This is a genomic window from Candidatus Pseudomonas auctus (assembly GCF_048654275.1).
GTDB lineage: Bacteria > Pseudomonadota > Gammaproteobacteria > Pseudomonadales > Pseudomonadaceae > Aquipseudomonas > Aquipseudomonas pharyngis.
On sequence record NZ_JBJYZK010000004.1, the window covers coordinates 472770 to 493718 of the forward strand.

Annotated in this window: 24 protein-coding genes; 8 read left to right on the forward strand and 16 right to left on the reverse strand. The window is 56.1% G+C overall.

What is annotated here, in order from left to right:
• Positions 1-9: 9 nt before the first annotated feature.
• From ACKUG4_RS11095 to ACKUG4_RS11120, 6 genes are read right to left on the reverse strand one after another with little or no spacing between them, the layout of a single operon-like run.
• Positions 10-1602, reverse strand: coding sequence for a GumC family protein (locus ACKUG4_RS11095; protein WP_085648813.1), 1593 nt, complete (start codon positions 1600-1602; stop codon positions 10-12).
• 17 nt (positions 1603-1619) lie between these two features.
• Positions 1620-2645: a polysaccharide biosynthesis/export family protein gene (locus ACKUG4_RS11100; protein WP_064378938.1), complete on the reverse strand. Its 1026-nt coding sequence runs from the start codon at positions 2643-2645 to the stop codon at positions 1620-1622.
• A gap of 21 nt (positions 2646-2666) precedes the next feature.
• Positions 2667-3314, reverse strand: coding sequence for a CpsD/CapB family tyrosine-protein kinase (locus ACKUG4_RS11105; RefSeq protein ID WP_039767764.1), 648 nt, complete (start codon positions 3312-3314; stop codon positions 2667-2669).
• Positions 3314-4060 (reverse strand): sugar transferase, encoded by a 747-nt coding sequence (locus ACKUG4_RS11110; RefSeq protein WP_039767766.1) that lies wholly within the window; start codon positions 4058-4060, stop codon positions 3314-3316. Before ACKUG4_RS11110 ends, ACKUG4_RS11105 begins: the two co-directional genes overlap by 1 nt.
• An 18-nt stretch (positions 4061-4078) precedes the next feature.
• Complete coding sequence (locus ACKUG4_RS11115; RefSeq protein ID WP_445433997.1) at positions 4079-5116, reverse strand: NAD-dependent epimerase; 1038 nt, start codon at positions 5114-5116, stop codon at positions 4079-4081.
• Complete coding sequence (locus ACKUG4_RS11120) at positions 5113-6465, reverse strand: UDP-glucose dehydrogenase family protein (RefSeq protein ID WP_445433998.1); 1353 nt, start codon at positions 6463-6465, stop codon at positions 5113-5115. Before ACKUG4_RS11120 ends, ACKUG4_RS11115 begins: the two co-directional genes overlap by 4 nt.
• Before the next feature lie 382 nt (positions 6466-6847).
• On the opposite strand from ACKUG4_RS11120, the gene ACKUG4_RS11125 reads away from it, so the two are divergent.
• From ACKUG4_RS11125 to ACKUG4_RS11155, 7 genes are all read left to right on the forward strand, one after another.
• A complete protein-coding gene (locus tag ACKUG4_RS11125) occupies positions 6848-8545 on the forward strand; it encodes a sulfatase-like hydrolase/transferase (RefSeq protein WP_064595237.1) in 1698 nt (565 codons plus the stop codon).
• Positions 8546-8718: 173 nt separating this feature from the next.
• Positions 8719-9372: an ABC transporter ATP-binding protein gene (locus ACKUG4_RS11130; protein WP_085748430.1), complete on the forward strand. Its 654-nt coding sequence runs from the start codon at positions 8719-8721 to the stop codon at positions 9370-9372.
• On the forward strand, positions 9369-11840 hold the full coding sequence (locus ACKUG4_RS11135; protein WP_445433999.1) for an FtsX-like permease family protein: 2472 nt from the start codon (positions 9369-9371) through the stop codon (positions 11838-11840). Before ACKUG4_RS11130 ends, ACKUG4_RS11135 begins: the two co-directional genes overlap by 4 nt.
• Complete coding sequence (locus ACKUG4_RS11140; protein WP_445434000.1) at positions 11830-12897, forward strand: lipocalin-like domain-containing protein; 1068 nt, start codon at positions 11830-11832, stop codon at positions 12895-12897. Before ACKUG4_RS11135 ends, ACKUG4_RS11140 begins: the two co-directional genes overlap by 11 nt.
• Positions 12898-12984: 87 nt before the next feature.
• Complete coding sequence (locus ACKUG4_RS11145) at positions 12985-13227, forward strand: hypothetical protein (protein WP_445434001.1); 243 nt, start codon at positions 12985-12987, stop codon at positions 13225-13227.
• Positions 13228-13238: 11 nt separating this feature from the next.
• Positions 13239-13418: a hypothetical protein gene (locus ACKUG4_RS11150; RefSeq protein WP_039767781.1), complete on the forward strand. Its 180-nt coding sequence runs from the start codon at positions 13239-13241 to the stop codon at positions 13416-13418.
• Between the two features lie 83 nt (positions 13419-13501).
• Positions 13502-14086 carry a hypothetical protein gene (locus ACKUG4_RS11155; RefSeq protein WP_039767783.1) on the forward strand — a complete coding sequence of 195 codons (585 nt, stop codon included), beginning with the start codon at positions 13502-13504 and terminating at the stop codon, positions 14084-14086.
• 325 nt (positions 14087-14411) lie between these two features.
• Here ACKUG4_RS11155 and ACKUG4_RS11160 read toward each other — a convergent pair whose 3' ends face one another.
• The gene (locus ACKUG4_RS11160; RefSeq protein WP_440816223.1) at positions 14412-15233 is read right to left on the reverse strand and encodes a glycosyltransferase family 2 protein; all 822 of its coding nucleotides are present in this window, start codon (positions 15231-15233) and stop codon (positions 14412-14414) included.
• A gap of 244 nt (positions 15234-15477) precedes the next feature.
• Between ACKUG4_RS11160 and ACKUG4_RS11165 the strand changes: the two genes are divergently transcribed.
• Positions 15478-16299 carry a VanW family protein gene (locus ACKUG4_RS11165; protein ID WP_445434032.1) on the forward strand — a complete coding sequence of 274 codons (822 nt, stop codon included), beginning with the start codon at positions 15478-15480 and terminating at the stop codon, positions 16297-16299.
• 48 nt (positions 16300-16347) lie between these two features.
• Here ACKUG4_RS11165 and ACKUG4_RS11170 read toward each other — a convergent pair whose 3' ends face one another.
• From ACKUG4_RS11170 to ACKUG4_RS11210, 9 genes are all read right to left on the reverse strand, one after another.
• Positions 16348-16779 (reverse strand): hypothetical protein, encoded by a 432-nt coding sequence (locus ACKUG4_RS11170; protein WP_445434002.1) that lies wholly within the window; start codon positions 16777-16779, stop codon positions 16348-16350.
• Positions 16776-17198, reverse strand: a complete 423-nt coding sequence (locus ACKUG4_RS11175) for a hypothetical protein (RefSeq protein WP_143492995.1) — start codon at positions 17196-17198, stop codon at positions 16776-16778. The genes ACKUG4_RS11170 and ACKUG4_RS11175 overlap by 4 nt, the downstream gene beginning before the upstream one ends.
• A gap of 70 nt (positions 17199-17268) precedes the next feature.
• On the reverse strand, positions 17269-17889 hold the full coding sequence (locus ACKUG4_RS11180; RefSeq protein WP_445434003.1) for a hypothetical protein: 621 nt from the start codon (positions 17887-17889) through the stop codon (positions 17269-17271).
• 54 nt (positions 17890-17943) lie between these two features.
• Positions 17944-18318: a hypothetical protein gene (locus tag ACKUG4_RS11185; protein ID WP_445434004.1), complete on the reverse strand. Its 375-nt coding sequence runs from the start codon at positions 18316-18318 to the stop codon at positions 17944-17946.
• Positions 18319-18369: 51 nt separating this feature from the next.
• The gene (locus tag ACKUG4_RS11190; RefSeq protein WP_445434005.1) at positions 18370-18822 is read right to left on the reverse strand and encodes a hypothetical protein; all 453 of its coding nucleotides are present in this window, start codon (positions 18820-18822) and stop codon (positions 18370-18372) included.
• A 141-nt stretch (positions 18823-18963) separates the two neighbouring features.
• On the reverse strand, positions 18964-19251 hold the full coding sequence (locus ACKUG4_RS11195; protein ID WP_445434006.1) for a barstar family protein: 288 nt from the start codon (positions 19249-19251) through the stop codon (positions 18964-18966).
• A 242-nt stretch (positions 19252-19493) separates the two neighbouring features.
• Complete coding sequence (locus ACKUG4_RS11200) at positions 19494-19886, reverse strand: Imm50 family immunity protein (protein ID WP_445434007.1); 393 nt, start codon at positions 19884-19886, stop codon at positions 19494-19496.
• A gap of 171 nt (positions 19887-20057) precedes the next feature.
• Positions 20058-20528, reverse strand: coding sequence for a hypothetical protein (locus ACKUG4_RS11205; RefSeq protein ID WP_192564293.1), 471 nt, complete (start codon positions 20526-20528; stop codon positions 20058-20060).
• Positions 20525-20839 carry a hypothetical protein gene (locus ACKUG4_RS11210; RefSeq protein ID WP_445434008.1) on the reverse strand — a complete coding sequence of 105 codons (315 nt, stop codon included), beginning with the start codon at positions 20837-20839 and terminating at the stop codon, positions 20525-20527. The genes ACKUG4_RS11205 and ACKUG4_RS11210 overlap by 4 nt, the downstream gene beginning before the upstream one ends.
• Between the last annotated feature and the right edge of the window lie 110 nt (positions 20840-20949).

Consider the following 20949-nt stretch of genomic DNA (forward strand, 5'->3'; position numbering starts at 1 on the left):
GGGACGTGTTCAATTGCGCACCCAGTGCACGAAGCTCGGCACGGTCCAGTTCTTGTGCGGGTTGCTCGGCTGCGCGTTCTGGTCGTTGATCACCAGCAGCACCGGCAGGCCCAGCTCGTGGCTGATTTGCGCCGGGTGTTTGAAGCGGTGATCGAAGAACTCACGCACGTAGACCAGTGCAATCGCCAGCAGCAAACCGGTGAACAGTCCGAACGGAATGATCAGCATCGGCTTGGGGAACGCCGGTTCGGTCGGTTCGAACGGCGGGCTCAACACCCGGGCGTTGGACAGGTCATCGCTCAGCGAACGGGTGGTGCTGCTTTCGGCAAAACGCTGGGCGTAGGTCGAGAACGCGGCGTGCAGGGCATCGATCTCGGTATCCATTTGCCGCAGCTTGCTCTGGGTTTGCTGCAGCTCGTGGATACGGTTCTTGAACTCGGCGATGCGCGCGGTTTTCTGATCGATCACCTGCTGGACCACCGCCAGATCGTTGGTGCGCTCCTGGATGCGGTTGCTCACCACCTTGAGGAACTGCTGGCGAGTGCGGGCAATCTGCTCGCGGGTCAGCAGCATCGGCTCGCTGCCCGGCTGGAAAACCGCCAGATCGTTCATGTAGCGGCTGACCTGGGTGGTCAGTTGCTCGCCCATCTGTTTGATTTCCCGATCCTCGAACGCCACGTTGTCGACGGTGGTAGTGAAGGTGTAGGGGAAGGTGTAGTCGTTGAGTTTGCTGTTACTGGCGGCGGCCAGCGCGGTCTTCAGGTACTCGAGCCAGCGCTGGCTTTGCAGCAGGCGGTCGCGATACAGGTTCAGCGCCTGCTCTTCGGTGTTGATCGCGTTGAGGCGGAAGGTGATTTCCTCCTTCGGATCCGACGCGCCGACACTTTCCAGCAACGCCTGGCGATTGCCTTCCAGTCCATCGAGGCGCACCTGATACAGGTGTTTCTTGGTTTCGTAGAACGATTGCGGCAGGTCGATCGATTGCAGCGCCTGGCGGCTCACCAGATAGTTCTGCAACAGGGCAGAGACGAAGGTCGTGCCTTGATGCGGATCGGGGAAGCTGTAGATGATCGAGATCACGTTGGAACCAGGCAGGGTCTCGATTTTCAGGCTGTCTATCGCATCCTGGGTCAGCGCATCGAGCGCGGTGTCGCGCACCGGATCGGTCTCAAGCCCCAGGGTGTTGCGCACGGGGTTGATCACGTACTGGCGCAGCGGCGAACTGATGTAGCGCTTGAACGGCTCGCTCACCAATTTGCTGAACATGCCCGGTGAAGGCGTGTATTCGCCCTTGTCGCGCAACTCGCTGATGGTCTGACGGATCAGCGCCGGCGAACGCAGGATGTTGCTCTCGGTTTCCATGTCCGCCAGCGACGGCGGGATGAAGGTGGCGTTGTCCACGGTCAGCGACGTGGTGGCGTCGCCCTGTGAAAGTTTTTTCGACTGCACGATCACCTGAGCGGTGATATCGAAGGTCTGCTTGAGCAGCAGCGGCAGCACCAGCGCGATCACTGCAAAGATCAGGAAGACCCGTTTCACCAGTTGCTTGTTGGCGAAGAAGATCCTGAAGAACTCATGCAGGTAATTTTCCTTTGGATTCATGATCGGTCACCTGAGAGTCAGTTGTTGTTGCTGTCTTTGTTGTCGACGCGGTAGCCGAAGCTGAAGCCCACACCCTGGAACAGCACCACGTCGGCCAGCTGCCGGGCGAGTTCGCCGGCGCTGGCCAGTTTGGTTTTCGGCACGTACAGCATGTCATCCGGTTGCAGGTAGGCGATTTGCGGCGCCTCGCCCGACAACGCTTTCTCGACGTCGTACCGCACCGCCTGCACCTGATTGCCGTTGCGCCGCATGATCACCACCGAGTCGAGCCGCGCCTTGACGTTGGTGCCGCGGGCCAGGGTCAGTGCCTCAAGCACCGACACCGGCCGACGGATCGGGTAGGAACCCGGCTGGCCGACTTCACCCAGCACATAGATTTCGTTGCCGGCGGTGGACTTGAGCAGCACGTCCACGGTCATGCGGCCCGGCAGTTGCGCGTACTTTTTGTTGAGGAAGGCTTCGAGCTGGTTGACGGTCATGCCTTGCAGCGGCACCGCGCCGATTTCCGGGAAGCTCGCGTAGCCGTCGGTGCCGACAGTGATCTCGCGGCTCATGCCGGTGGCCGGGTGGTTGAGGGCGCTTTTCAGGTTCTGCTCGTTGGTCAGCGGGCTGATGATCTGCACCGTCAACTGATTGCGGTTGGGCTGGAACAGCTGTTTGCGTTGATAGGCGCGCTGGATTTCCTGGCGCGCTTCTTCGCTGGTCAGCCCGGCGATTTTCACCGAGGTGTTGGCGCCCGGCAGTTCGATGGTGCCGTCCGGCAGCACCAACTGGTTGCCATTGAGCTGGCTGGCAGCAGTGAAGTTAAGGCCGATCTGGTCCCCCGACTGCACGCGATAAGCGTCCGAGCCGCTGGTGCTGATGTGGAAGATCACGTCCAGCACATCCTGCGGGCGCAGGGTCTGCTCGACCTTCGGCATGTCGGTGGCCTGGGCGTTGGCCGGGGTAGCGGTGAGAATATTCACCGGCATGTTCTGGGTTTCGGAGGTGCTCGAGCAGCCTGCAAGCGGCAGCATCAGCAGCACAAGAATCCTGGCGTTCATGGCGTCATCCTTTGCGGTTGCTTACAGGTTTTTGTAGAGCCATTTAGGCATGTAGTACTTGCGTCGGTTGAACACGCTGCCGACCACTTTCGCCCCGGCCTGGGTCAAGCGCTGGACCGCCGCCTGGGCAACTTCCCAGCGAGTGTCTTCGGCGCGTACCACGAACACCACGCCGTCGACCTGGGTGCTGATGACCAGCGTGTCGGCCGCCGAATACACCGCGTCGCCGTCGATCACTACAAAGCGGTACTGGCTGCCCAGTTGATCGAGCAACGGGCTCAGACGCTCGGCGGTCAGGTGCTCCAGGGTGCGGATCGGCCGGCCGTTGGGCAGCACATGGAATGGCAGGCTCGACACCTGCACCACGCAGTCCTGCAACAGCGGCGGGTTGTCCGGGTTGAACAACAGGTCGCGCAGGCCGCGCTCCTTGCTCAGGTTCAGTTGCTGGGTCAGGTTGCTCGCCGACTGGCTGGCGTCGACGTACAACACCTGGCCGCTGCTCATCTGCGCCAGTTGACTGGCCATGGCCAGGGCGCTGGTGGTGGTGCCGGCGCCGGGGTTGGCGGCGGTCAGGAACAGGATCCGCAGATCCAGGTCCAGCACGGTCGAGGTCAGGTTCGACTCGCTGGGGCTGGCGATGCTCAGGCTTTTGTTGGTTGAACCGTCCATTAGCTTGCTCCGTGGCCGCTGAATACTTTGAAGGGGGTTTTCAACAGAATCTTCAGATCAAGCAGTAGGCTCTGCTCGGCGATATAGCTGAGGTCCAACTCAACGCGCTGGTCGAAGTCGATATTGCTGCGTCCGGAGATCTGCCACAGGCCGGTCATGCCGGGGTAGATCGCCAGACGCGCGAGGTGACTGTCCTTGTAGCGGTAGGTGTTGAACGAGGTCGGGCGAGGGCCGACCAGGCGCATGTCGCCGGTCACTACGTTGATCAGGTTGGGCAGTTCGTCGAGGCTGGTGCGCCGCAGGAAGCCGCCAATCCCGGTGATGCGCGGGTCCTGGTCGATCTTGAAGTCGATGGCGTCGGCACCGTGCTTGTTCAGGTGGCGCAGCGACTCTTTGAGCTCTTCGGCGTTGGCGACCATGGTCCGGAACTTGTACATGCCGAATTTGCGGCCGCGATAGCCGGTGCGTTTCTGCACGAACATTACCGGGCCTTTGCTGGTGAACTTGATGGCCAGCGCCAGACCGATCAGCAGCGGCGAAATCATCAGCAGAATCATCAGGGCGCCGAGACAGGCCACCACCCGATTGGTGCGCGACAGTTGCCACGGCCGGCCACCTTCACGACCGGTCATCCAGCCCTGGCCCTGGCGGTGGATCGCCGCATCGAGGCGCATTCGCTGTTCCGGATCCATGCGTTTGTCACGCACCAGTTGTTGGATCGGTATACCTTTCTCAAGTCCAGTCATGGAGTCCTCCGCTGATGTTCAGCCGCGAACGGCGCGTGGGCGATAGGCAGTGGGGTAGTAATCGCGGAACCAGGCGACAAACCGCCCCAGTCCCTCATCCAGCTCTATCCGGGGCTGAAACCCGGTGGCCTGGGCCAGGTCGCTGGCCTCGGCGCAGGTATTGAGTACGTCGCCCGGCTGCAGCGGCAGCAGCTCGACCACGGCTTTCTGGCCGAGGTGTTTTTCCAGCAGGGCGAGGTAGGTTTTCAGCGCCACCGGGTGCTGGCCGCCGATGTTGAACAAGCGCCACGGGGCCATGCTGCTGGCTGGATCGGGTTGTTCGCGGTCCCACTCGGGATTGGCCCGGGGCGCCCGCTCGATCAGGCGTGCGATGCTTTCGATGATGTCATCGATGTAGGTGAAATCGCGCTGATGCTCGCCGTAGTTGAACAGCTTCAGTGGCGAGCCTTCGCTGATGGCCTTGGCGAACTGGATCGGCGACATGTCCGGCCGGCCCCACGGCCCGTAGACCGTGAAAAAGCGCAGCCCGGTGCAAGCGATGCCGAACAGATGGCTGTAGCTGTGGGCCATCAATTCATTGGCTTTCTTGGTCGCGGCGTACAGCGACAGCGGGTGATTGACGCCGTCCTGCACCGAATATGGTGTGCGCTGGTTGGCGCCGTACACCGAACTGGACGAGGCGTAGATAAGGTGCTCGACCGGGTACTGGCGGCAGCACTCCAGGATGTTGAGGAAACCATCGAGGTTGCTGTGCAGATAGGCCCGTGGATTTTCCAGCGAATAGCGCACCCCGGCCTGCGCCGCGAGGTGCACCACCACTTGTGGTCGTTCACTGCTGAACAGTGCTTGCAGCGCCGACGCGTCGGCCAGATCAATCGTGGCAAGTTGGAAATCTCCAATCTGCTTGCGCACCCAGTCCACCCGATCGTGCTTGAGTTGGGGATCGTAGTAGCCGTTGAAATTGTCCAGGCCGATCACCTGATGCCCGTCGCGCACCAGCCGCAGCACGCAATGAGCACCAATGAACCCGGCCGCACCGGTGACGAGGATTTTCATGGCCGCAACCCGTCGGGCGCGATGTGGCGCAGACCGATGCCGCTGTAGTGCAGGCCGGCGGCTGCGACTTGTTCCGGGTTGTAGAGGTTGCGTCCGTCGATGATGACTTTGGAACGCAGCTTGCTGGCCAGCAGCTCGAAATCCACCACGCGGAAATTCTTCCACTCGGTGCAGATCACCAGTGCGTCGGCATCCTCGAGGGTGTCGTCGCGGGTGGCGCACAGGTGCAGGTCATTGCGGTAACCGTAAATACGCCGGCACTCGGACATCGCTTCCGGATCGTAGGCCTGCACGCTGGCGCCTTCGGCCCACAGCGCTTCCATCAGATAACGACTCGGGGCTTCGCGCATGTCATCGGTGTTCGGCTTGAACGCCAGGCCCCAGATCGCGATGGACTTGCCGGCCAGGCCTTGAGGGAATTGCGCCCTGAGTTTGCTGAACAGAATGTGCCGTTGCGCGTCATTGACGTCGGTGACGCTGCGCAGCAGTTTCAATGGCATGCCGTTGTGTTCGGCGGTGTGCAGCAGGGCGCGCAGGTCCTTGGGAAAGCACGAGCCACCGAAGCCGCAGCCCGGGTAGATGAAGTGATAGCCGATGCGCGGGTCGGAGCCGATGCCCTTGCGCACCGCTTCGATGTCGGCGCCGAGCAGTTCGGTGAGGTTGGCCAGCTCGTTCATGAAGCTGATGCGGGTGGCGAGCATCGCGTTGGCCGCGTACTTGGTCAGCTCGGCGCTGCGGTTGTCCATGAACATCAGTTTTTCGTGGTTGCGGCAGAACGGCGCGTACAGCTCGCTCATCTGCTCGCGGGCCTGTTCGTCGCGGGTGCCGACGATGATCCGGTCCGGCCGCATGCAGTCGGCGAGGGCGCTGCCTTCCTTGAGAAATTCCGGGTTGGACACCACTCGCACCGCCAGACCATTTTTGCCGCGCCGCTGCAGTTCTTCTTCAGCGGTGTGCAGCACCTGATCGGCCGTGCCGACCGGCACCGTGGATTTGATGATCAACGTGCGATCGTCTTCCATGAAGCTTGCGATCTGCCGCGCCACGTTGAGCACATGGCTGAGGTCGGCGGAGCCGTCTTCATCGGCCGGCGTACCCACGGCGATGAAGATCAATGCGGCATGTTCCACTGCATCGCTGGCCTGGGTGCTGAATAACAAACGCCCGGCCTTGATGTTTTCTTCCAAAGTTGCCGAAAGACCCGGTTCGCTAATAGGCGGTACCGCCTGTTGCAGTTGTTTAATCTTGTTCGGGTCAATATCGACGCACAATACGCGATGTCCGACATCGGCAAGTGCGGCTGCTTGTATCAGGCCAACATAGCCCGTACCAAATACGCTCACGTCCATATTGGCGTGCCTCGTAAGACGGTGATGGAAGATTGAAAATGGAACTGTCAAAAGGGGTATAGCGCAGCGTGGGAAAAGCGTGTCAGCAAAATGACATGTTGCAAGGGTATAACACCCCCATTTTTGGGGGCGAAAGGCCATCAAGTGCTTGCTGTAGCTGGATTTGTCCCGTTCTTGACGTGTTCGAAGAAAACGATAAACGGTCGTAGGCCACGTATTTCAAGGGTTTTAACGACTTGGGTGTGTCAGATTTGAGTCAATGTTTTTTTGACGCTTTTTGATTATGTCCGACATTTCTTGCGCTTTAATGGCCCGGTGCTAGTGTCAGATTTTGACCGACAAACCCTTGACAACCTCTCGTCGGACGCACTCCGGAATTGCCATGTTTCGATATCTGAAAGAACTGCTTTTAATTATTTATCTATTGCTTTATTCCGAATATTACCTTGACCGTTTAAATGCGATGGGTATCGGTCTGGCAGTACTTCTTTTTGGCGCGATGTTTTTGACGCTGACTTTCGCATTAATACTGACAGCCTATATACGTCAGACTTTCATTCGGCATTTGTTCGCATTAACCCTGTTTGTTTCGGCGGTGTTCTTCGACGTTTACACGAGGGTCACCGCCGATTACCTGACCTATAGCAGTTTTGTCTCATTGGTGTACTCCGGCGGCTTCATCCAGGAAGCGGCGTATCAGTACCGGGGGGCGATCATCCACGGTCTGCTCAACGGGTTGCTGCTGTTGTTCGGGATCGGTCTCAAGCCCCGGCACACGATCCCGGTGCCCAACGCCTTGCGGATCGCTGCGCCGTTGTGCGGTGTGTTGCTGCTCAGCGCCGTACTGTTCGTGCGCGCCGGGGAGGGCGCGCGCGGGTTGCCGATCATGTACACGCCGCTGGCCTATCTGAACCTGTTCGGCTACGAAGCGCTGCACAACACCGTCGGTCCGCGTGAGCCGGTGACCCTGGCGCGCAATGGCCCGGCGGTCGGCCACGATATCGTGCTGATCATCGACGAGAGCATTTCCGGCAATTACCTGGATATCAACGCGCCGTTCGGCGTGCACAGCAACCTCAAGCAGGCCCGTCCCGGCGTCGAGATCTTCAATTACGGCTACGCGGCGTCCATCGCCAATTGCAGCGCCGACACCAACATCACCCTGCGCTACGGTGGCACCCGCGCCGACTACATGCGGATCAACAGCACGCTGCCGTCGATCTGGCAGTACGCGAAAAAGGCCGGCCTGCGCACGGTCTACATCGACGCTCAGCGCACCGGCGGCAACCTGCAGAACCTGATGAACGATGCCGAGAAAAAGGACATCGACGAATTCGTGCAATTCGACCAGACCAGCGTGCGCGACCGCGACATGGCTGCCGCCGCCAAGCTGATCGAACTGCTCAACGACGGTAAACCGCAGCTGGTGCTGATCAACAAGGTCGGCGCGCATTTCCCGGTACACGACAAATACCCGGACGCCTTCATGGCCTACCGCCCGACCTTGCCCCGCGGGCAGTTCACGGAAGTGGCCGACACCGGTGAACGCACCGGCTTCAACGGCCAGCCGGATGACTGGGTGCTGTATCGCAACGCCTACAAAAACACGGTGCTGTGGAATGTCGGCGAGTTTTTTTCGCGGGTGTTTGCCCAGGCCAATCTGAACAACGCGCTGCTGATCTACACCTCCGACCACGGGCAGGATTTGCACGAACGCGGCAATCCCGGGCTCAACACTCACTGCGGCGGCGACCCGGTGGAGGAAGAAGGGCTGGTGCCGCTGGTAGTGATTCAGGGCGATCAATTGCAGACACTCGACTGGTCGGCGCAACTGGCGGCGAACAAGGATCGCTCCAGTCACTACAACATCTTCCCGACCCTGTTGCAGTTGATGGGCTACGACCTGCCGGGAATCGAAGCGGTGTACGGCAAACCGCTGAGTGTGGCGACGGCGGACGAATTCACTTTCAACTACCGCTTCAACGCGCGGCTGGGGGCCAAACCCGAGTGGAAACACATCGATCTGAACAGCATCGTGACGCCGGGTGAAGCGCCGACGAGTGTGGCGGTGGGTCAGTGATTTATTGGCTGTCTTGGCTGGCCTCATCGCGAGCAGGCTCGCTCCCACATTTGGAAGGCGGTTCCCTGTGGGAGCGAGCCTGCTCGCGATGAGGGCGGATCAAACACAGCAGAGTTCAGATCCATTCCTTGTATCCGCTATCCTTGGCCGACACGGATCGATCGGATGGCGGCATGCTCCAGGTTCAAAACGTCTTCAAAAGCTACCTCACCCCGCAAGGCCCGTTGCCGGTGCTGCAAGGCATCGACCTGGCGCTCAGGCCCGGCAGCAGTCTGGCACTGATGGGCGAGTCGGGCAGCGGCAAGAGCACGCTGCTGCACCTGATCGCCGGGCTCGACAAGGTCGACAGCGGCAGCATCAGCAGCGGTGAACATCGGCTGGACCGCATGAACGAGGCGCAACTGGCCAACTGGCGGCGCACCGAAATCGGTCTGGTGTTCCAGCAGTACAACCTGATCGGCAGCCTGCGGATCGAGGACAACCTGGCGTTTCAGGCGCGGCTCGCCGGGCGGCATGACCCGCGCTGGCAGCATCATCTGGTGCAGCGTCTGGGGCTGGGCGAATTGCTCAAGCGCTATCCCGAACAACTCTCCGGCGGCCAGCAACAGCGGGTCGCGCTCGGTCGGGCGCTGGCGGCGCAGCCGAAACTGCTGCTGGCCGACGAGCCCACCGGCAGCCTCGACGAAGCCACCAGCGACGAAGTGCTGCGACTGTTGCTGGAATTGCTCGACGACACACCCACCACCTTGCTGATGGTCACCCACAGTCAGCGCGTGGCGGCGCGGCTGGCGGAGCGCGTAGTGCTGTCCAGCGGTCGGTTGACGTGAAGGTTTTCCGCCACGCGTTGATGGCACTGCTCAGTCACTGGCGGCGCCATCCGGTGCAGTTTTTCAGCGTGCTGACCGGGTTGTGGCTGGCCACCAGTCTGTTGACCGGGGTCGAAGCGCTCAACAGTCAGGCGCGAGACAGTTACGCTCGGGCCAGCCAAATGATCGGCGGCGAACCCCAGGCCAGCCTCAGCACGCCGAACGGCGCGACCTTTCCGCAACAATGGTTCGTCGACCTGCGGCGCCTGGGCTGGCCGGTGTCGCCGGTGCTGCAGGGGCGCCTGATGCTCAAGGGCCACGAAAACCAGCGCCTGCAGTTGATGGGCATCGAACCGGTGTCTTTACCCGGTGACAGCGCGGTGGCCGGGCAGGCGATGCCGATTGAACGCGTCGTCGAATTCTTCACCCCCCCGGGCAGCACCTGGATTTCTCCCGAGACCTTGCGTGCGCTGAACCTCGCCGAGGGCGCGACCCCAACCACCGAATCCGGCCAGACATTGCCGCCGCTGCGAGCGCAAACCGACATGGCCCCCGGCGTGCTGTTGGTGGACATCGGCGTCGCTCAGCGCGTGCTCGAACAACCCGAGCAACTGTCGCGTCTGCTGCTGCCGAAGGATTTTCATACCGAGGTGCCGGCCGCGTTCAAAGGCCAGTTGCAGCTCAAGAGCAGTGGCGAGGAAAACAACCTTGCGCGATTGACCGAAAGCTTCCATCTCAACCTCGATGCGCTCGGGTTTCTCTCGTTCATTGTCGGTTTGTTCATCGTCCACGCGGCCATCGGTCTGGCGCTGGAACAACGCCGGGGATTGCTGCGCACCTTGAGGGCCTGCGGGGTCAGTGCGCGGATGCTGATCGCTTGCCTGATCGTCGAACTCGGAGCACTGGCGTTGATCGGCGGGCTGTTCGGCGTGGTCAGCGGTTATTGGCTGGCGAGCGTGCTGTTGCCGGACGTCGCCGCCAGCCTGCGCGGTCTGTACGGCGCGGAAGTGGCGGGGCAGTTGCGTCTGAGTCCGTGGTGGTGGTTCAGCGGCATCGGTTTGAGCCTGCTCGGCGCGTTGCTGGCCGGGGCTAACAGTCTGCTGCGGGCGGCGCGTCTGCCGTTATTGGCGGTGGCGGATCCGCAGGCCTGGCATCAGCAACATGCGCGCTGGTTGCGGCGTCAGGGTTGGGTGGCCGGCGTGTGTGCGTCGATTGCCTTGGCGGCGCTGGTGTGGGGCAACAGTCTCGCCAGCGGTTTTGTGTTGATGGCGGGGCTGTTGCTCGGCGCCGCGCTGGCGTTGCCGGTGTTGCTCAGTGCGCTGCTCAACGGTTTGCTCGGGCGCAGCCGTTCGGTGCTCGGGCAGTGGTTTCTCGCCGACTGCCGCCAGCAATTGCCGGCGCTGAGCCTGGCGTTGATGGCGTTGCTGCTGGCGATGGCGGCGAACATCGGCGCCGGCAGCATGACCGCCGGTTTCCGCCAGACCTTCAACGACTGGCTCGAACAACGGCTCACCGCCGAGCTCTACCTGAACCCGAGCAACCCGGCGCAGGCGCGAGAGCTGTCCACCTGGCTCAAACAGCAACCGAGCGTCACCGCGATCATGCCCAACTGGCAGGTTTCGGTGACGCTGCAAGGCTGGCCGGCGGACGTGTTCGGCATCATTGATCATCCGCACTATCGCCAGCACTGGCCGCTGCTCGAATCTCGGGGTGATGACCCGTGGGCGGCGCTGGCCAAGGACGATGCAGTGATGCTCAGCGAACAACTGGCGCGTCGCTTGAAAGTGACGCCGGGCGATCACCTGACGATCCCCACGCCGGGCGGGTCATGGTCGCCGCGTATCGTCGGGATCTACGCCGACTACGGCAATCCGAAGGGCCATGTGCTGGTCAACAGCAATCACCTGTTGCGCGGTTGGCCGCAGCTGACGCCGAACCGCTTCAACCTGCGCATCGACCCGCCGAACATCCCGGCGCTGCTCACGGCCTTGCAGGCGCGCTTCCAGCTCGATGACAGCCGGATCGTCGATCAGGCGCGACTCAAGGGCTGGTCGGTGCAAGTCTTCGAACGCACCTTTGCCGCGACCGCCGCGCTGAACAGCCTGACATTGGCCGTCGCCGGCGTGGCGCTGTTCATCAGCCTGCTGACCCAGAGCCAGAGCCGCCTCGGCCAGCTCGCACCGTTGTGGGCGCTGGGTGTGACGCGGCGGCAATTGATGCTGCTCAACCTCGGGCAAACGTGGCTGTTGGCGCTGCTGACGCTGGTGCTGGCCTTGCCGTTGGGCATCGGTCTGGCGTGGTGTCTGGACGCGGTGATCAACGTGCAGGCCTTTGGCTGGCGTCTGCCGCTGCGGGTGTTTCCATGGCAGTTGCTGCAACTGATGGGGCTGGCGCTGCTGGCGACCTTGCTGGCCTCGGCGTGGCCGCTGTATTCGCTGTACCGCACGCAACCGGCGGACTTGCTGAGGACGTTTGCTCATGAGGACTAGGTTTGCGCTGGTGTTTTTGGCGTTGTTGCTCGGTGGTTGCGACAACCCCACAGCGGAGCAGAAGGGTTTCGCCGGCATGGGCGCTCAGGCACAGGCGTTTACACCGGTGGTGCCGGGGCGGGTGTTCAGCTTCCCGGCGGATCACGGCGCCCATGACGGCTTTCGCATCGAATGGTGGTACGTGACGGCCAATCTCAAGGATGCGCAGGGCAACGATTTCGGCGTGCAGTGGACGTTATTCCGCAGCGCCCTGAACGCCTCGCCGCAGCAACCGGGCTGGGCCAACCAGACAATTTGGCTCGGGCACGCGGCAGTGACCTCGGCCAGCGTCCACCACGCCGCCGAGCGTTATGCCCGTGGCGGTGTCGGGCAGGCCGGGGTGCGTGCGCCGCCGTTCGAGGCGTGGATCGATGACTGGCGTTTCGTCAGTCAGGCGAGCGATCCGCTGGCCGACCTGCAACTCAGCGCCCGGGACAAGAACTTCAGCTACCAGCTGCGCCTGACCTCCAGCCGCCCGCTGGTGCTGCAGGGCGACAAGGGTTTCAGCCAGAAATCCGAACAGGGCCAGGCGTCGTATTACTACAGCCAGCCGTTTTTCCAGGCCAGCGGCACCCTGCAGATCGACGGTCAGACCTACACCGTCAACGGCCCGGCCTGGCTCGATCGCGAATGGAGCAGCCAGCCGCTGACCGCCAATCAGACGGGCTGGGACTGGTTCTCCCTGCATCTGGACGGTGGCGAACACGTCATGCTCTACCGCATGCGCCAGAAGGAAGGGGCGCCGTACCTGACCGGCACGTGGATTGCCGCCGATGGCCAGACCGAAATCCTGCACGCCGAGCAGATCAAGCTGACCCCGCAAGGCACTGCGAAGGTCGCCGGCCGTTCGATGCCGGTGCGTTGGTCGATTGAGATCCCGACGAGGAATCTGCAGATCACCCTCGATGCAATCAACCCCGACGCCTGGATGAACCTGCGCATTCCGTATTGGGAAGGGCCGGTGCGCCTGAGCGGCAATCGGGGCGGGCAGGGCTATCTGGAAATGACCGGGTACTGATTCCGCGCACCGTGCCTGCGAAGGAATCGATTGGAACTCTGTCCAGGATGCCCCCTCTACCGAGGAACATGGCCGAGGATCCGATCCATGAGCGAGGAACTGAAATCTCCAGACCTGACGACCTGGCAGCAAATGTTTGACGATCAGACGTACTGGCAACAATCCCCGGATGCCTATTACTTCGATCTGCAGCGCATCGCTGACGATTTGCTCGGCCAAGGTGCCATCGATCTTGAGCAGTGGCAGATTCTCAGAGCCAAGGCCGATGACCTGCACAAGGACTCGCCCGCCATGAACGTCGTGCGGGAACTCGACGACCCCGAAGCCTGAGGAGGCCTGGAATGAACACTGTCCCTGATAACGAGCACCCCGACGAACCTCGTCCGCCGGGTGAAACCGAGCGCGACAACGACGCACTGCGTCCCACCGATCCCAAACAGCGGCAGAGCTCCGGGAAAGGCACCGCCAGTGGCGAGTCCACCGCGCAGGACACTGCGCAACGATCGCGGAACAAACCCTGAAGGGCGTCTATGCTCAGTGGCACATCCGTCGCTGACCACGTCGGCGATGGGTGCTGCCATCCATCACAGGGAATGTACCGCTTATGAAGCTCCAAGCACTGACGCACGCCATAGCACTTGCCACCGTCCTTTCTACGGCCAGCCTTTCGGCGATGGCCGCCGATATCCCGCTGTCGGCCGCTGTCGAGGCCGACCGGGTCACCACCAAAGTGCTGGCGGTTGACCCGGCCAATCATCAAGTGGTCCTGGAAGGCGCGGAAGGTCGCCAGGTGCACATTCAGCTCAGCGACAAGGCGAAAAACCTCGGTAATTTGAAAGTGGGCGATCTGGTCCAGATCGAGGTGACACGTTCGGTCGCCGCTTATCTGGACACCGACGTGGATAAAGGTCTGCCAGGCTCTACCGAGCGCACGGGTGAACTGCGCAACGCCGTGGGCAGCAGCAACCCCGGTGGCGAGGCCTTCCGCCAAGTTCAGGTGCAACTGAAAATCACCAAAATTGATTTGGCGACAAACCAGGTGACCCTGGAAAACCCGTCGGGCCAGTCGAAAACCCTCAACGTCGAAAAGCCTGAGATTCAGGCCAAACTGAAAGATTTGAAAGTCGGGCAAAGCGTCGTGGTCACTTACACCGATGTATTAAAAGTGACCAGTCAGCATGAAAGTTGAGTATTGACTCTACAGAATGGCTGTTCTTGTACAAGTAATTGTATGAGAACAGTCATATGAAGTATTCGAGGTGGTGATGTCAGAAAGTTTGTCGGGAAATATCGACGAATATTTTCTTTAACTTTTCAGTACATAAATTTCATGTTGAAGCAGGACGACATATCCGCCAATTTCCATTAAAATCCTTCGCGTTCGCCCAGTGTCAGGGCTCTTTACCGGTGCATGGATTGCCAGGCCATTACACTGGGCGAACACCTCCTCGGAGTGGAGGCCAAAGAATTCAGATGCAAAAAGGGCGACTTTGAAGTCGCCCTTTTTTATTGTCTTACGATTTGGCGGGTCGCATGCCCTGTTGTAACTGAAGGCGCTTGAGCGTTTCCTGATACATGGTGGTGCGGCGGTGCTGTTTGCCGTATCCACCGATCGCGGCCACGGTGCCGGCCTGGATGTGATCCAGGTAGCGGAAGATCGTCCGCGGCGAGAGGCATTTGATGCCGTAGCCAAGGCTGCTTAAACGATCCTGCAGCGTGTATCCCGGGACCCGGTCGTCCATCGAAAAATGCAGCCCGTGAGCCTTGATCAACCGAGCGTTCCACAAGGTGCAGAAGCTTTTCAGGTGAGTTTCCCGGTAGGGTTTTGGATCTCGGGACGGCAACCCGAAATGCTGTTTTGCCCGTCGGAAATAGTGTTTGAAATAACGCGAAGACAAACGCCAGGTGTCTCTAAGGACGCCTCGATCCAATTGTTCGACGCAACCGACCGCCGCCGTATCCAAAGATTGCATGCACTCATTCATCATCATCGAAAAGACAGTACTGTCAAAAACGAAAGTGTCGGTGTGCAGCAAAAACAGGTAATCGGTTTCAACTTTCGCAAGTGCCAGATCAAGTGCCTTGCCATGAGCAATATGCCCCGCTTCCTTGCCGGGAGAAGGGCGCTCGATCAAGTTGATCCAGTCCAGAGAGCGCAAGTAAATCAGGCTTTCATCGGCGGAATCGTTGTCCACCACCCACACCGGAATTTGATGATCCTTGACGTATTGCTGGAGAAACTCCAGGCACATCCGGGTTATTTCCGGCGTCTTGTAATTGACCAATACAAGACTGAAGGCGGGCAGTTGTTTAGAGGTGGAATCGATCGCACTCATGGTCCGGGCTCACTTCAAGTTGAAGGGTTCTGCTGACGGCAATCAGCACACAGAACCGCTGCTTTGTGGCCCGGATGGTAGGGACGCAACCTTAGTTGAAGCTTAATTTTCGAGCGCCCGGGTGGGGCGACTTGTTACGGCTTGCGACACCGGCGAGGCGCTTGGCGATCAAGCGCGGTTCCACGGTAAGATGCGCCGCCCTTTCAAGCTCAAGGAAGACAACGGCCCGCGCCGTTCGCCAAGGATGAAACCACTTTCCCTCTACCACCCGGCCTTTTACTGGCTGCGCGTGTGGCAAAAAAGACTGTTCCGCCACATTGCCTGGCACTGCTCGAGCAAACGCTACGCGCGGCCTGCCACGACGTCCGAGCGCTTGCCTTACCGCTACCTCAAACACACCTCAAAACTGATCCGCAAACTCGGCGACTCCGACCTCGCGCTGCAACACAACAAAGTCATCAACCTCAAACTCGCCGTCGCCGCCATCGACGGCGTCACCATCGCCCCCGGCGAATATTTCTCCTTCTGCCGCCTCGTCGGCCGCCCGACCCGCCAACGCGGCTACGTCGAAGGCATGGAACTCTCATTCGGCGAAGCCCGCACCGGCATCGGCGGCGGCATCTGCCAACTCAGCAACCTCATCCACTGGATGGCCATTCACTCACCCCTGATCGTCATCGAACGCGCCAACCACAGCTTCGACCCCTTCCCGGACGACGGCCGCGTCCTGCCATTCGGCTCAGGCGCGGCAATCTTCTACAACTACATCGACCTGGTACTGCACAACCCGACGGATCGCAGCTTTCAGCTGAAGTTGAAGGTCGGGGAGACGCAGTTGGAGGGGGAATTGTTGTGTGATCGGGAGCGGGCTTATCGGTATCACGTGTTTGAAGTGGGGCATCGGTTTGTGCGGGAGGGGGAGTGGGTGTATCGGGAGAATGAAATTTGGCGGGAGGTGAGGGAAAAGGGGCAGGTGGGGGCGTTGGTGGAGAGGGAGCGGTTGTATGGGAATCGGGTGGTGGTTAAGTATGAGGTGGGGGAGCAAGTCATCGAAATGCAGCAGTAGGTTGTGTTTTTTGCCTTAGGGTTTTGAGCCTGTGACGGAAAAACGCAATTACGGGTTTCGGTAGGGATACGTTTCGCCGCATAGGTGAAACGTATCGTCCAGATAATAAACTGTGGAAATCGAGTTTATTACTAGTTCGAGTTCTCCCTTTGATGGGAATAGCAAATAGAACAGTTCAAAGAATAAGTAGTCCTTGATGAGGATTACCGCTACGTCTGGATGGTTTTTTATTAAGGTTGAAAATGGCGGGTAATTGCAGTCTCGTAATGCCGGGATGTCGGTGTAGCCTTGTTTGTTATCGTCTTGTATGCATTCGGCGATGAATGCATTTGTCAGCTCGTGGAATTGCTCGGGCAGTTCGTGAGTTTTTATTGATAAAGTATATTTTTTGGTATTTTTGGAGAGCGGTTCACCGAAGCCAAGGCTGCGGTAGGTTACAGAGGTTGGGTCAATGATGTTGTTTTCTGATTTGAAGATCATGATTTTTTAATCGCGGGAGGAAACGAAGGGGATGCTGTATGTACGCAATCGTGGTCGTCTACATAAGTTAAGAAGCTAAGGGCTGTATTGGTTATCCAGAATGGAAAGCCAGTCGTTTCTGAAAGCAATATTTTCAAATCGGAAGATGACTGAAGCGTCCAAGCATGGATTTGGTTGTCGAGGACGATTAATGTTGGTTTTTCAGAAGGGTATAGGAGATCGACTTTTTTCCAAAAGTCTGGGTCGTGTTGTTTTGTTACGGATTTTAGATTGAGGGGATCAAGGTTTTTTGTGTTTAAGTAAAAGAAGCAGGTTTTTATGTTTGAGATTGTTTTCTCTAATTCATTGTCTTTGAGTTGCTGGTTTTTTAGATGGTTTGTTTCGAGTGCTGATGTGATTTCTTTTTTTAAGTAACTCATTGAGGTATTCCTGTTGTTTTTTGGAGCGTGAATAGAAGTGAGCCTATTCCCTTTTGTGGAAGTATTTTAATTATTGATTGTAGATTCGATAGCCAGCGCCAAAGTTGCTAGTGGTGTGAGTGTTGCTATATGTGGGGTCGAATAGGCCAGTGAGAGGTGGTTGAGTAGGTTTTTCTCTTGAATTTAGTTTTTCTAAAGATTTTTGAAGCTCGGGGTAGCTTTCTATGTATGTGCAGTCTGATGAATTAAATTTAAGTGTTATAGTGCTGGGTGAAATGAATGCGAAGTTAATTAAAAGATCCGGGTTCGAAAAGAGTCTTCCGCTGATGTCGTAGATCTTGTCTCCGGTGTTCAATTTTTGGCCGTAGCGTTCGTGGGTCAAATATCCGTGGTCTTGGTTTAATAGTCGTAGTAATTTTTCGTAGCCTTTTATTGAATCAAAGGAAATACTGGCTTGTCTTATTATAAGGAAGCAGTCTTCGGTCATGTTCTCCAAAATGATTGAATTCTGCCTGTTGATCGAATCGATGACTGGCTCGTCGATTAAGTTAAGTACAAAGTTTGATAGCTTAAGGTGAAATTTTTCCCGAGGGCGTTCGATGGGGGGGATGTTGATATAGCTTATGATCCCGCCTGCGTTATCGGAGTCGATCGCGCCAAAGCACTCTGTGATATCAATTGAGAAAATCATTGCGCTCTCCAGCGAGAACTGAATACACCTATAAGATGTTGGATGTAGATGTTTTTAATCTTCTTCATTCCATTCCGCATGGGTCTCAATGGCTATTTTTAGCCATGCGCTAAAGTCAGGATGTTCTCCGTGAAGCTCCCATCCCTCTGAAGCATATGCATGTATTATTAGCACTTTTGGATTGCCGGATAAATCATCTCCGTCAAAGCAAGCAATATCATCATTCGCATTTAATTTAGCGAAAGGAACTAGCGTGCGGTTTGGGTAAAGGTTTTTTAGCGTGTTGTGCCAGTAATTTATTTTTCCCTCTTGATATATTAGTAACCACCAAGGCTCAATGTCCGGTTCAGGTTCCGTAGTCGCGAATTCTATGAATGTACTAGGGAAGTTGAAGTTTTTCAGGTGTTCAATGTTGAGAAAAATTTTCATCTTGTTTGTTCAAAAAAGGGGGTAGATTGCCCCTTTGATTCTGTTTTTTAGTTAAGACCATTCTATGGAAAGGTGGTCTGGCCGATCAATGGGTACTATTGCTAATGTGCCGCTTGATGATTGAACATGGATGCTGCTGTTGTGAATGATGATTTTTTCAAATGGATTGGTTCCGCTCAATACGATCAGCCAGACTAGTTCGCCGGTGTCTTTTTTGGAAAGTGCAATGAAGCCATCGTTCCCGGAGGCTAGGCATTCGCCGCAAGTAAAAGAATTGTTATTAGACCCTTCTGCTGTATAAATGGTCGATAGGCCCTTGCATGTATCAGTGTGGTTTAGCAAGAAATCATTTGCCGGAATCCATATTTTTTTTGTTAATTTTTCTTCTTTTGCTGAGTGCTCGAAGAAGCAATAGAATCCATTATTGAACGTAATTGAGTTTTGTCGAGGGTATATTTCTTCAAGCCAATGTTCTTGAATTTTATTTTTGTCGGTGGTGAACATTTTTGCTTGCCAATTCGTTTATCTTTGGTTGGGCTTTCAAGCCTGTTTAGCTGAAAGGGGATAGATTTATTCTCTTCAGTAAAAAATAAATCTACGCCCTTTGTTTTGTACTTTTGATAGCCCGTTTTAGCTTTTTAGTGGTTATTCTAGATAATAGTTAAATTTTTCTTCCCATCCGAAATTCCCATCCTGTTGCTTTGTGCGTTCAAAAATATTTATTATTTTATTGTACGAATCTCCCATGTTTTTTTGAGAGTATTCAGAATTTTTCCATATTAAATCTACGGGGCGTTCCACGTCGGTGTTGAGTAGGTCCCATAAAGCGTTGAGATTGTTTCCATAAAAATCTGTCACCGCAAAAGCAATGGCTATTTTTTTATGAAACTCTTGCTCTGATGAAATATTTAAGCCATCAAGCACAATTATCATTTTTAAAGCTCACTTCCAGGTTCCAATAGAGCTGGCGGTGTTGTAGTGGTCGCTAGTTATATAAAGAAGTCCATCGTCTGAATAAAGTAGTCTTGTTCCTGGTTGGTTGCTACGAGACTATTGTTAAGGTCTACATCAGTTTCATACCAAGTTCGACCAGGGGCTGAAGACGAAAAATAAATCTGTCCCCTTCTTTAATCTGCCCCCGTTTTGATATTTATTCGTCCCCTTTGGTTTTTTGGTTATTCTGGGGCGTTCAAGTAAGCGGATGGGCCGCAAAGTAGCGGGTGTTTAGTAGTGAATTCAATTAATGAATTCTCACTGTATGCACTTACTCTGAATTTTTGTTCGTTGGATGTGATTTTGATTGTCATTTTTTCATGAGTGGGGATGTTTTTTATTAATAGGTCTTCGATGTTGCTGCAGTTTAAACCTATGCGGCAGGTGTTGAATCCAGATTGCTTCCATTTGGCTGGCGGTGCATCTGGGTAATCTGGAATATCAAATTCCATTATGATAATTGGTCTGCTGTTGTCAATGTTTATGGAGAACAGCTCTATCTCCCCAATTGGGATGGGTGAGGTGAATACCTTGTTAAAAAAAGTGCTTCCGTCTAATTCGTTCCAGGAATTCATTTTTTTTTCCTTGAAATAATAGTGGTCTTTTGCACCAGGAACCTTGCCTGTTCTCGTATTTTCAATTTGAAAAGGGGACAGATTTATTTTTCGCTGAAGAGAATAAATCTGTCTCCTTTGGATTTGTCCCCTTTGGATTTTTTCGCTACTAAATCTAGATCCGGGAATCGACTAAAAATTCTCAATGTCTATGTTGCAGCCATTGTTTTTCAGTCTTTGAATTTCTTGCTCAAAAGAATACTTGGATGATTTTTCGTTTTTTTTGTCATACACTTTTCTCAAGTGTCGGAAGAGTTTGCCAATATTGTTTTTTGTCTTGTCGTCAAGGCTAGCAATAAGGTCGTAATCATCCATTGATAGAATGTGTAATTTATTCTTCAGAACGTAGTATGCGGTAATGTTCGAAAGCAGGCCCGCCGCATCTTCGTAGTTCTCTTTCAAGTATTTAGCATAATCTTCAAATATTTTTGTCAAAAGACTCTGCGCGGCTTTTTGATTTTTCAATACGCTGCACATTTCCTGCCAGTTGCTGACATACAGGTGGTCACCCCAATCGGAGCCTCTAGCAAAATAAATTCCTTCTCCTTTGAAGAATTCAGAAATTTCATGCTGGTCTAAGGCAGTTTCAAATGTAGTTTTCATTGAAGCTTTTCCCAATCGTCGAAATTTTTCAACAGCGTTCCAATGTCGCTGTTGTGGGTGACATTCTCAGAGCCGATCAGAGCGGCTTCTTTTGTACCGCTTTTCGTTGCACCACCAGGAACCCATTCGTTAGGGTAGGCGCCATTTTCCTTACCATTAGGCATCTCATATTTAAAACGAGGGTCATCCGGCTTTATTTTAACAATATAGATGCCTTCACCTTCGAGAGTCTTTGCACCAAGGTTCAGCTCTTTATTCAGAACTCGCGAGTCGTTACCTGCAGCTCGATATTTGGCAACGACTTCTTCCATCTCAGAATGAAAAGGGGACAGATTTATTTTCTTTAGCGAAAAATAAATCTGTCCCCTTTAGTTCATGTGGGCTGTGTCCTTGCTTTTCTGGTGTGTGTTCGCAACTATCA

Coding starts and splice junctions, on each gene's coding strand:
- ACKUG4_RS11170 (WP_445434002.1), bottom strand. CDS start 16,779: ATGATCTTCAAATCAGAAAACAACATCATTGACCCAACCTCTGTAACC.
- ACKUG4_RS11210 (WP_445434008.1), bottom strand. CDS start 20,839: ATGGAAGAAGTCGTTGCCAAATATCGAGCTGCAGGTAACGACTCGCGA.
- ACKUG4_RS11115 (WP_445433997.1), bottom strand. CDS start 5,116: ATGAAAATCCTCGTCACCGGTGCGGCCGGGTTCATTGGTGCTCATTGC.
- ACKUG4_RS11195 (WP_445434006.1), bottom strand. CDS start 19,251: ATGATAATTGTGCTTGATGGCTTAAATATTTCATCAGAGCAAGAGTTT.
- ACKUG4_RS11095 (WP_085648813.1), bottom strand. CDS start 1,602: ATGAATCCAAAGGAAAATTACCTGCATGAGTTCTTCAGGATCTTCTTC.
- ACKUG4_RS11130 (WP_085748430.1), top strand. CDS start 8,719: ATGCTCCAGGTTCAAAACGTCTTCAAAAGCTACCTCACCCCGCAAGGC.
- ACKUG4_RS11160 (WP_440816223.1), bottom strand. CDS start 15,233: ATGAGTGCGATCGATTCCACCTCTAAACAACTGCCCGCCTTCAGTCTT.
- ACKUG4_RS11145 (WP_445434001.1), top strand. CDS start 12,985: ATGAGCGAGGAACTGAAATCTCCAGACCTGACGACCTGGCAGCAAATG.
- ACKUG4_RS11185 (WP_445434004.1), bottom strand. CDS start 18,318: ATGAAAATTTTTCTCAACATTGAACACCTGAAAAACTTCAACTTCCCT.
- ACKUG4_RS11205 (WP_192564293.1), bottom strand. CDS start 20,528: ATGAAAACTACATTTGAAACTGCCTTAGACCAGCATGAAATTTCTGAA.
- ACKUG4_RS11120 (WP_445433998.1), bottom strand. CDS start 6,465: ATGGACGTGAGCGTATTTGGTACGGGCTATGTTGGCCTGATACAAGCA.
- ACKUG4_RS11200 (WP_445434007.1), bottom strand. CDS start 19,886: ATGAATTCCTGGAACGAATTAGACGGAAGCACTTTTTTTAACAAGGTA.
- ACKUG4_RS11125 (WP_064595237.1), top strand. CDS start 6,848: ATGTTTCGATATCTGAAAGAACTGCTTTTAATTATTTATCTATTGCTT.
- ACKUG4_RS11175 (WP_143492995.1), bottom strand. CDS start 17,198: ATGAGTTACTTAAAAAAAGAAATCACATCAGCACTCGAAACAAACCAT.
- ACKUG4_RS11140 (WP_445434000.1), top strand. CDS start 11,830: ATGAGGACTAGGTTTGCGCTGGTGTTTTTGGCGTTGTTGCTCGGTGGT.
- ACKUG4_RS11150 (WP_039767781.1), top strand. CDS start 13,239: ATGAACACTGTCCCTGATAACGAGCACCCCGACGAACCTCGTCCGCCG.
- ACKUG4_RS11155 (WP_039767783.1), top strand. CDS start 13,502: ATGAAGCTCCAAGCACTGACGCACGCCATAGCACTTGCCACCGTCCTT.
- ACKUG4_RS11165 (WP_445434032.1), top strand. CDS start 15,478: ATGAAACCACTTTCCCTCTACCACCCGGCCTTTTACTGGCTGCGCGTG.
- ACKUG4_RS11180 (WP_445434003.1), bottom strand. CDS start 17,889: ATGATTTTCTCAATTGATATCACAGAGTGCTTTGGCGCGATCGACTCC.
- ACKUG4_RS11110 (WP_039767766.1), bottom strand. CDS start 4,060: ATGACTGGACTTGAGAAAGGTATACCGATCCAACAACTGGTGCGTGAC.
- ACKUG4_RS11105 (WP_039767764.1), bottom strand. CDS start 3,314: ATGGACGGTTCAACCAACAAAAGCCTGAGCATCGCCAGCCCCAGCGAG.
- ACKUG4_RS11190 (WP_445434005.1), bottom strand. CDS start 18,822: ATGTTCACCACCGACAAAAATAAAATTCAAGAACATTGGCTTGAAGAA.
- ACKUG4_RS11100 (WP_064378938.1), bottom strand. CDS start 2,645: ATGAACGCCAGGATTCTTGTGCTGCTGATGCTGCCGCTTGCAGGCTGC.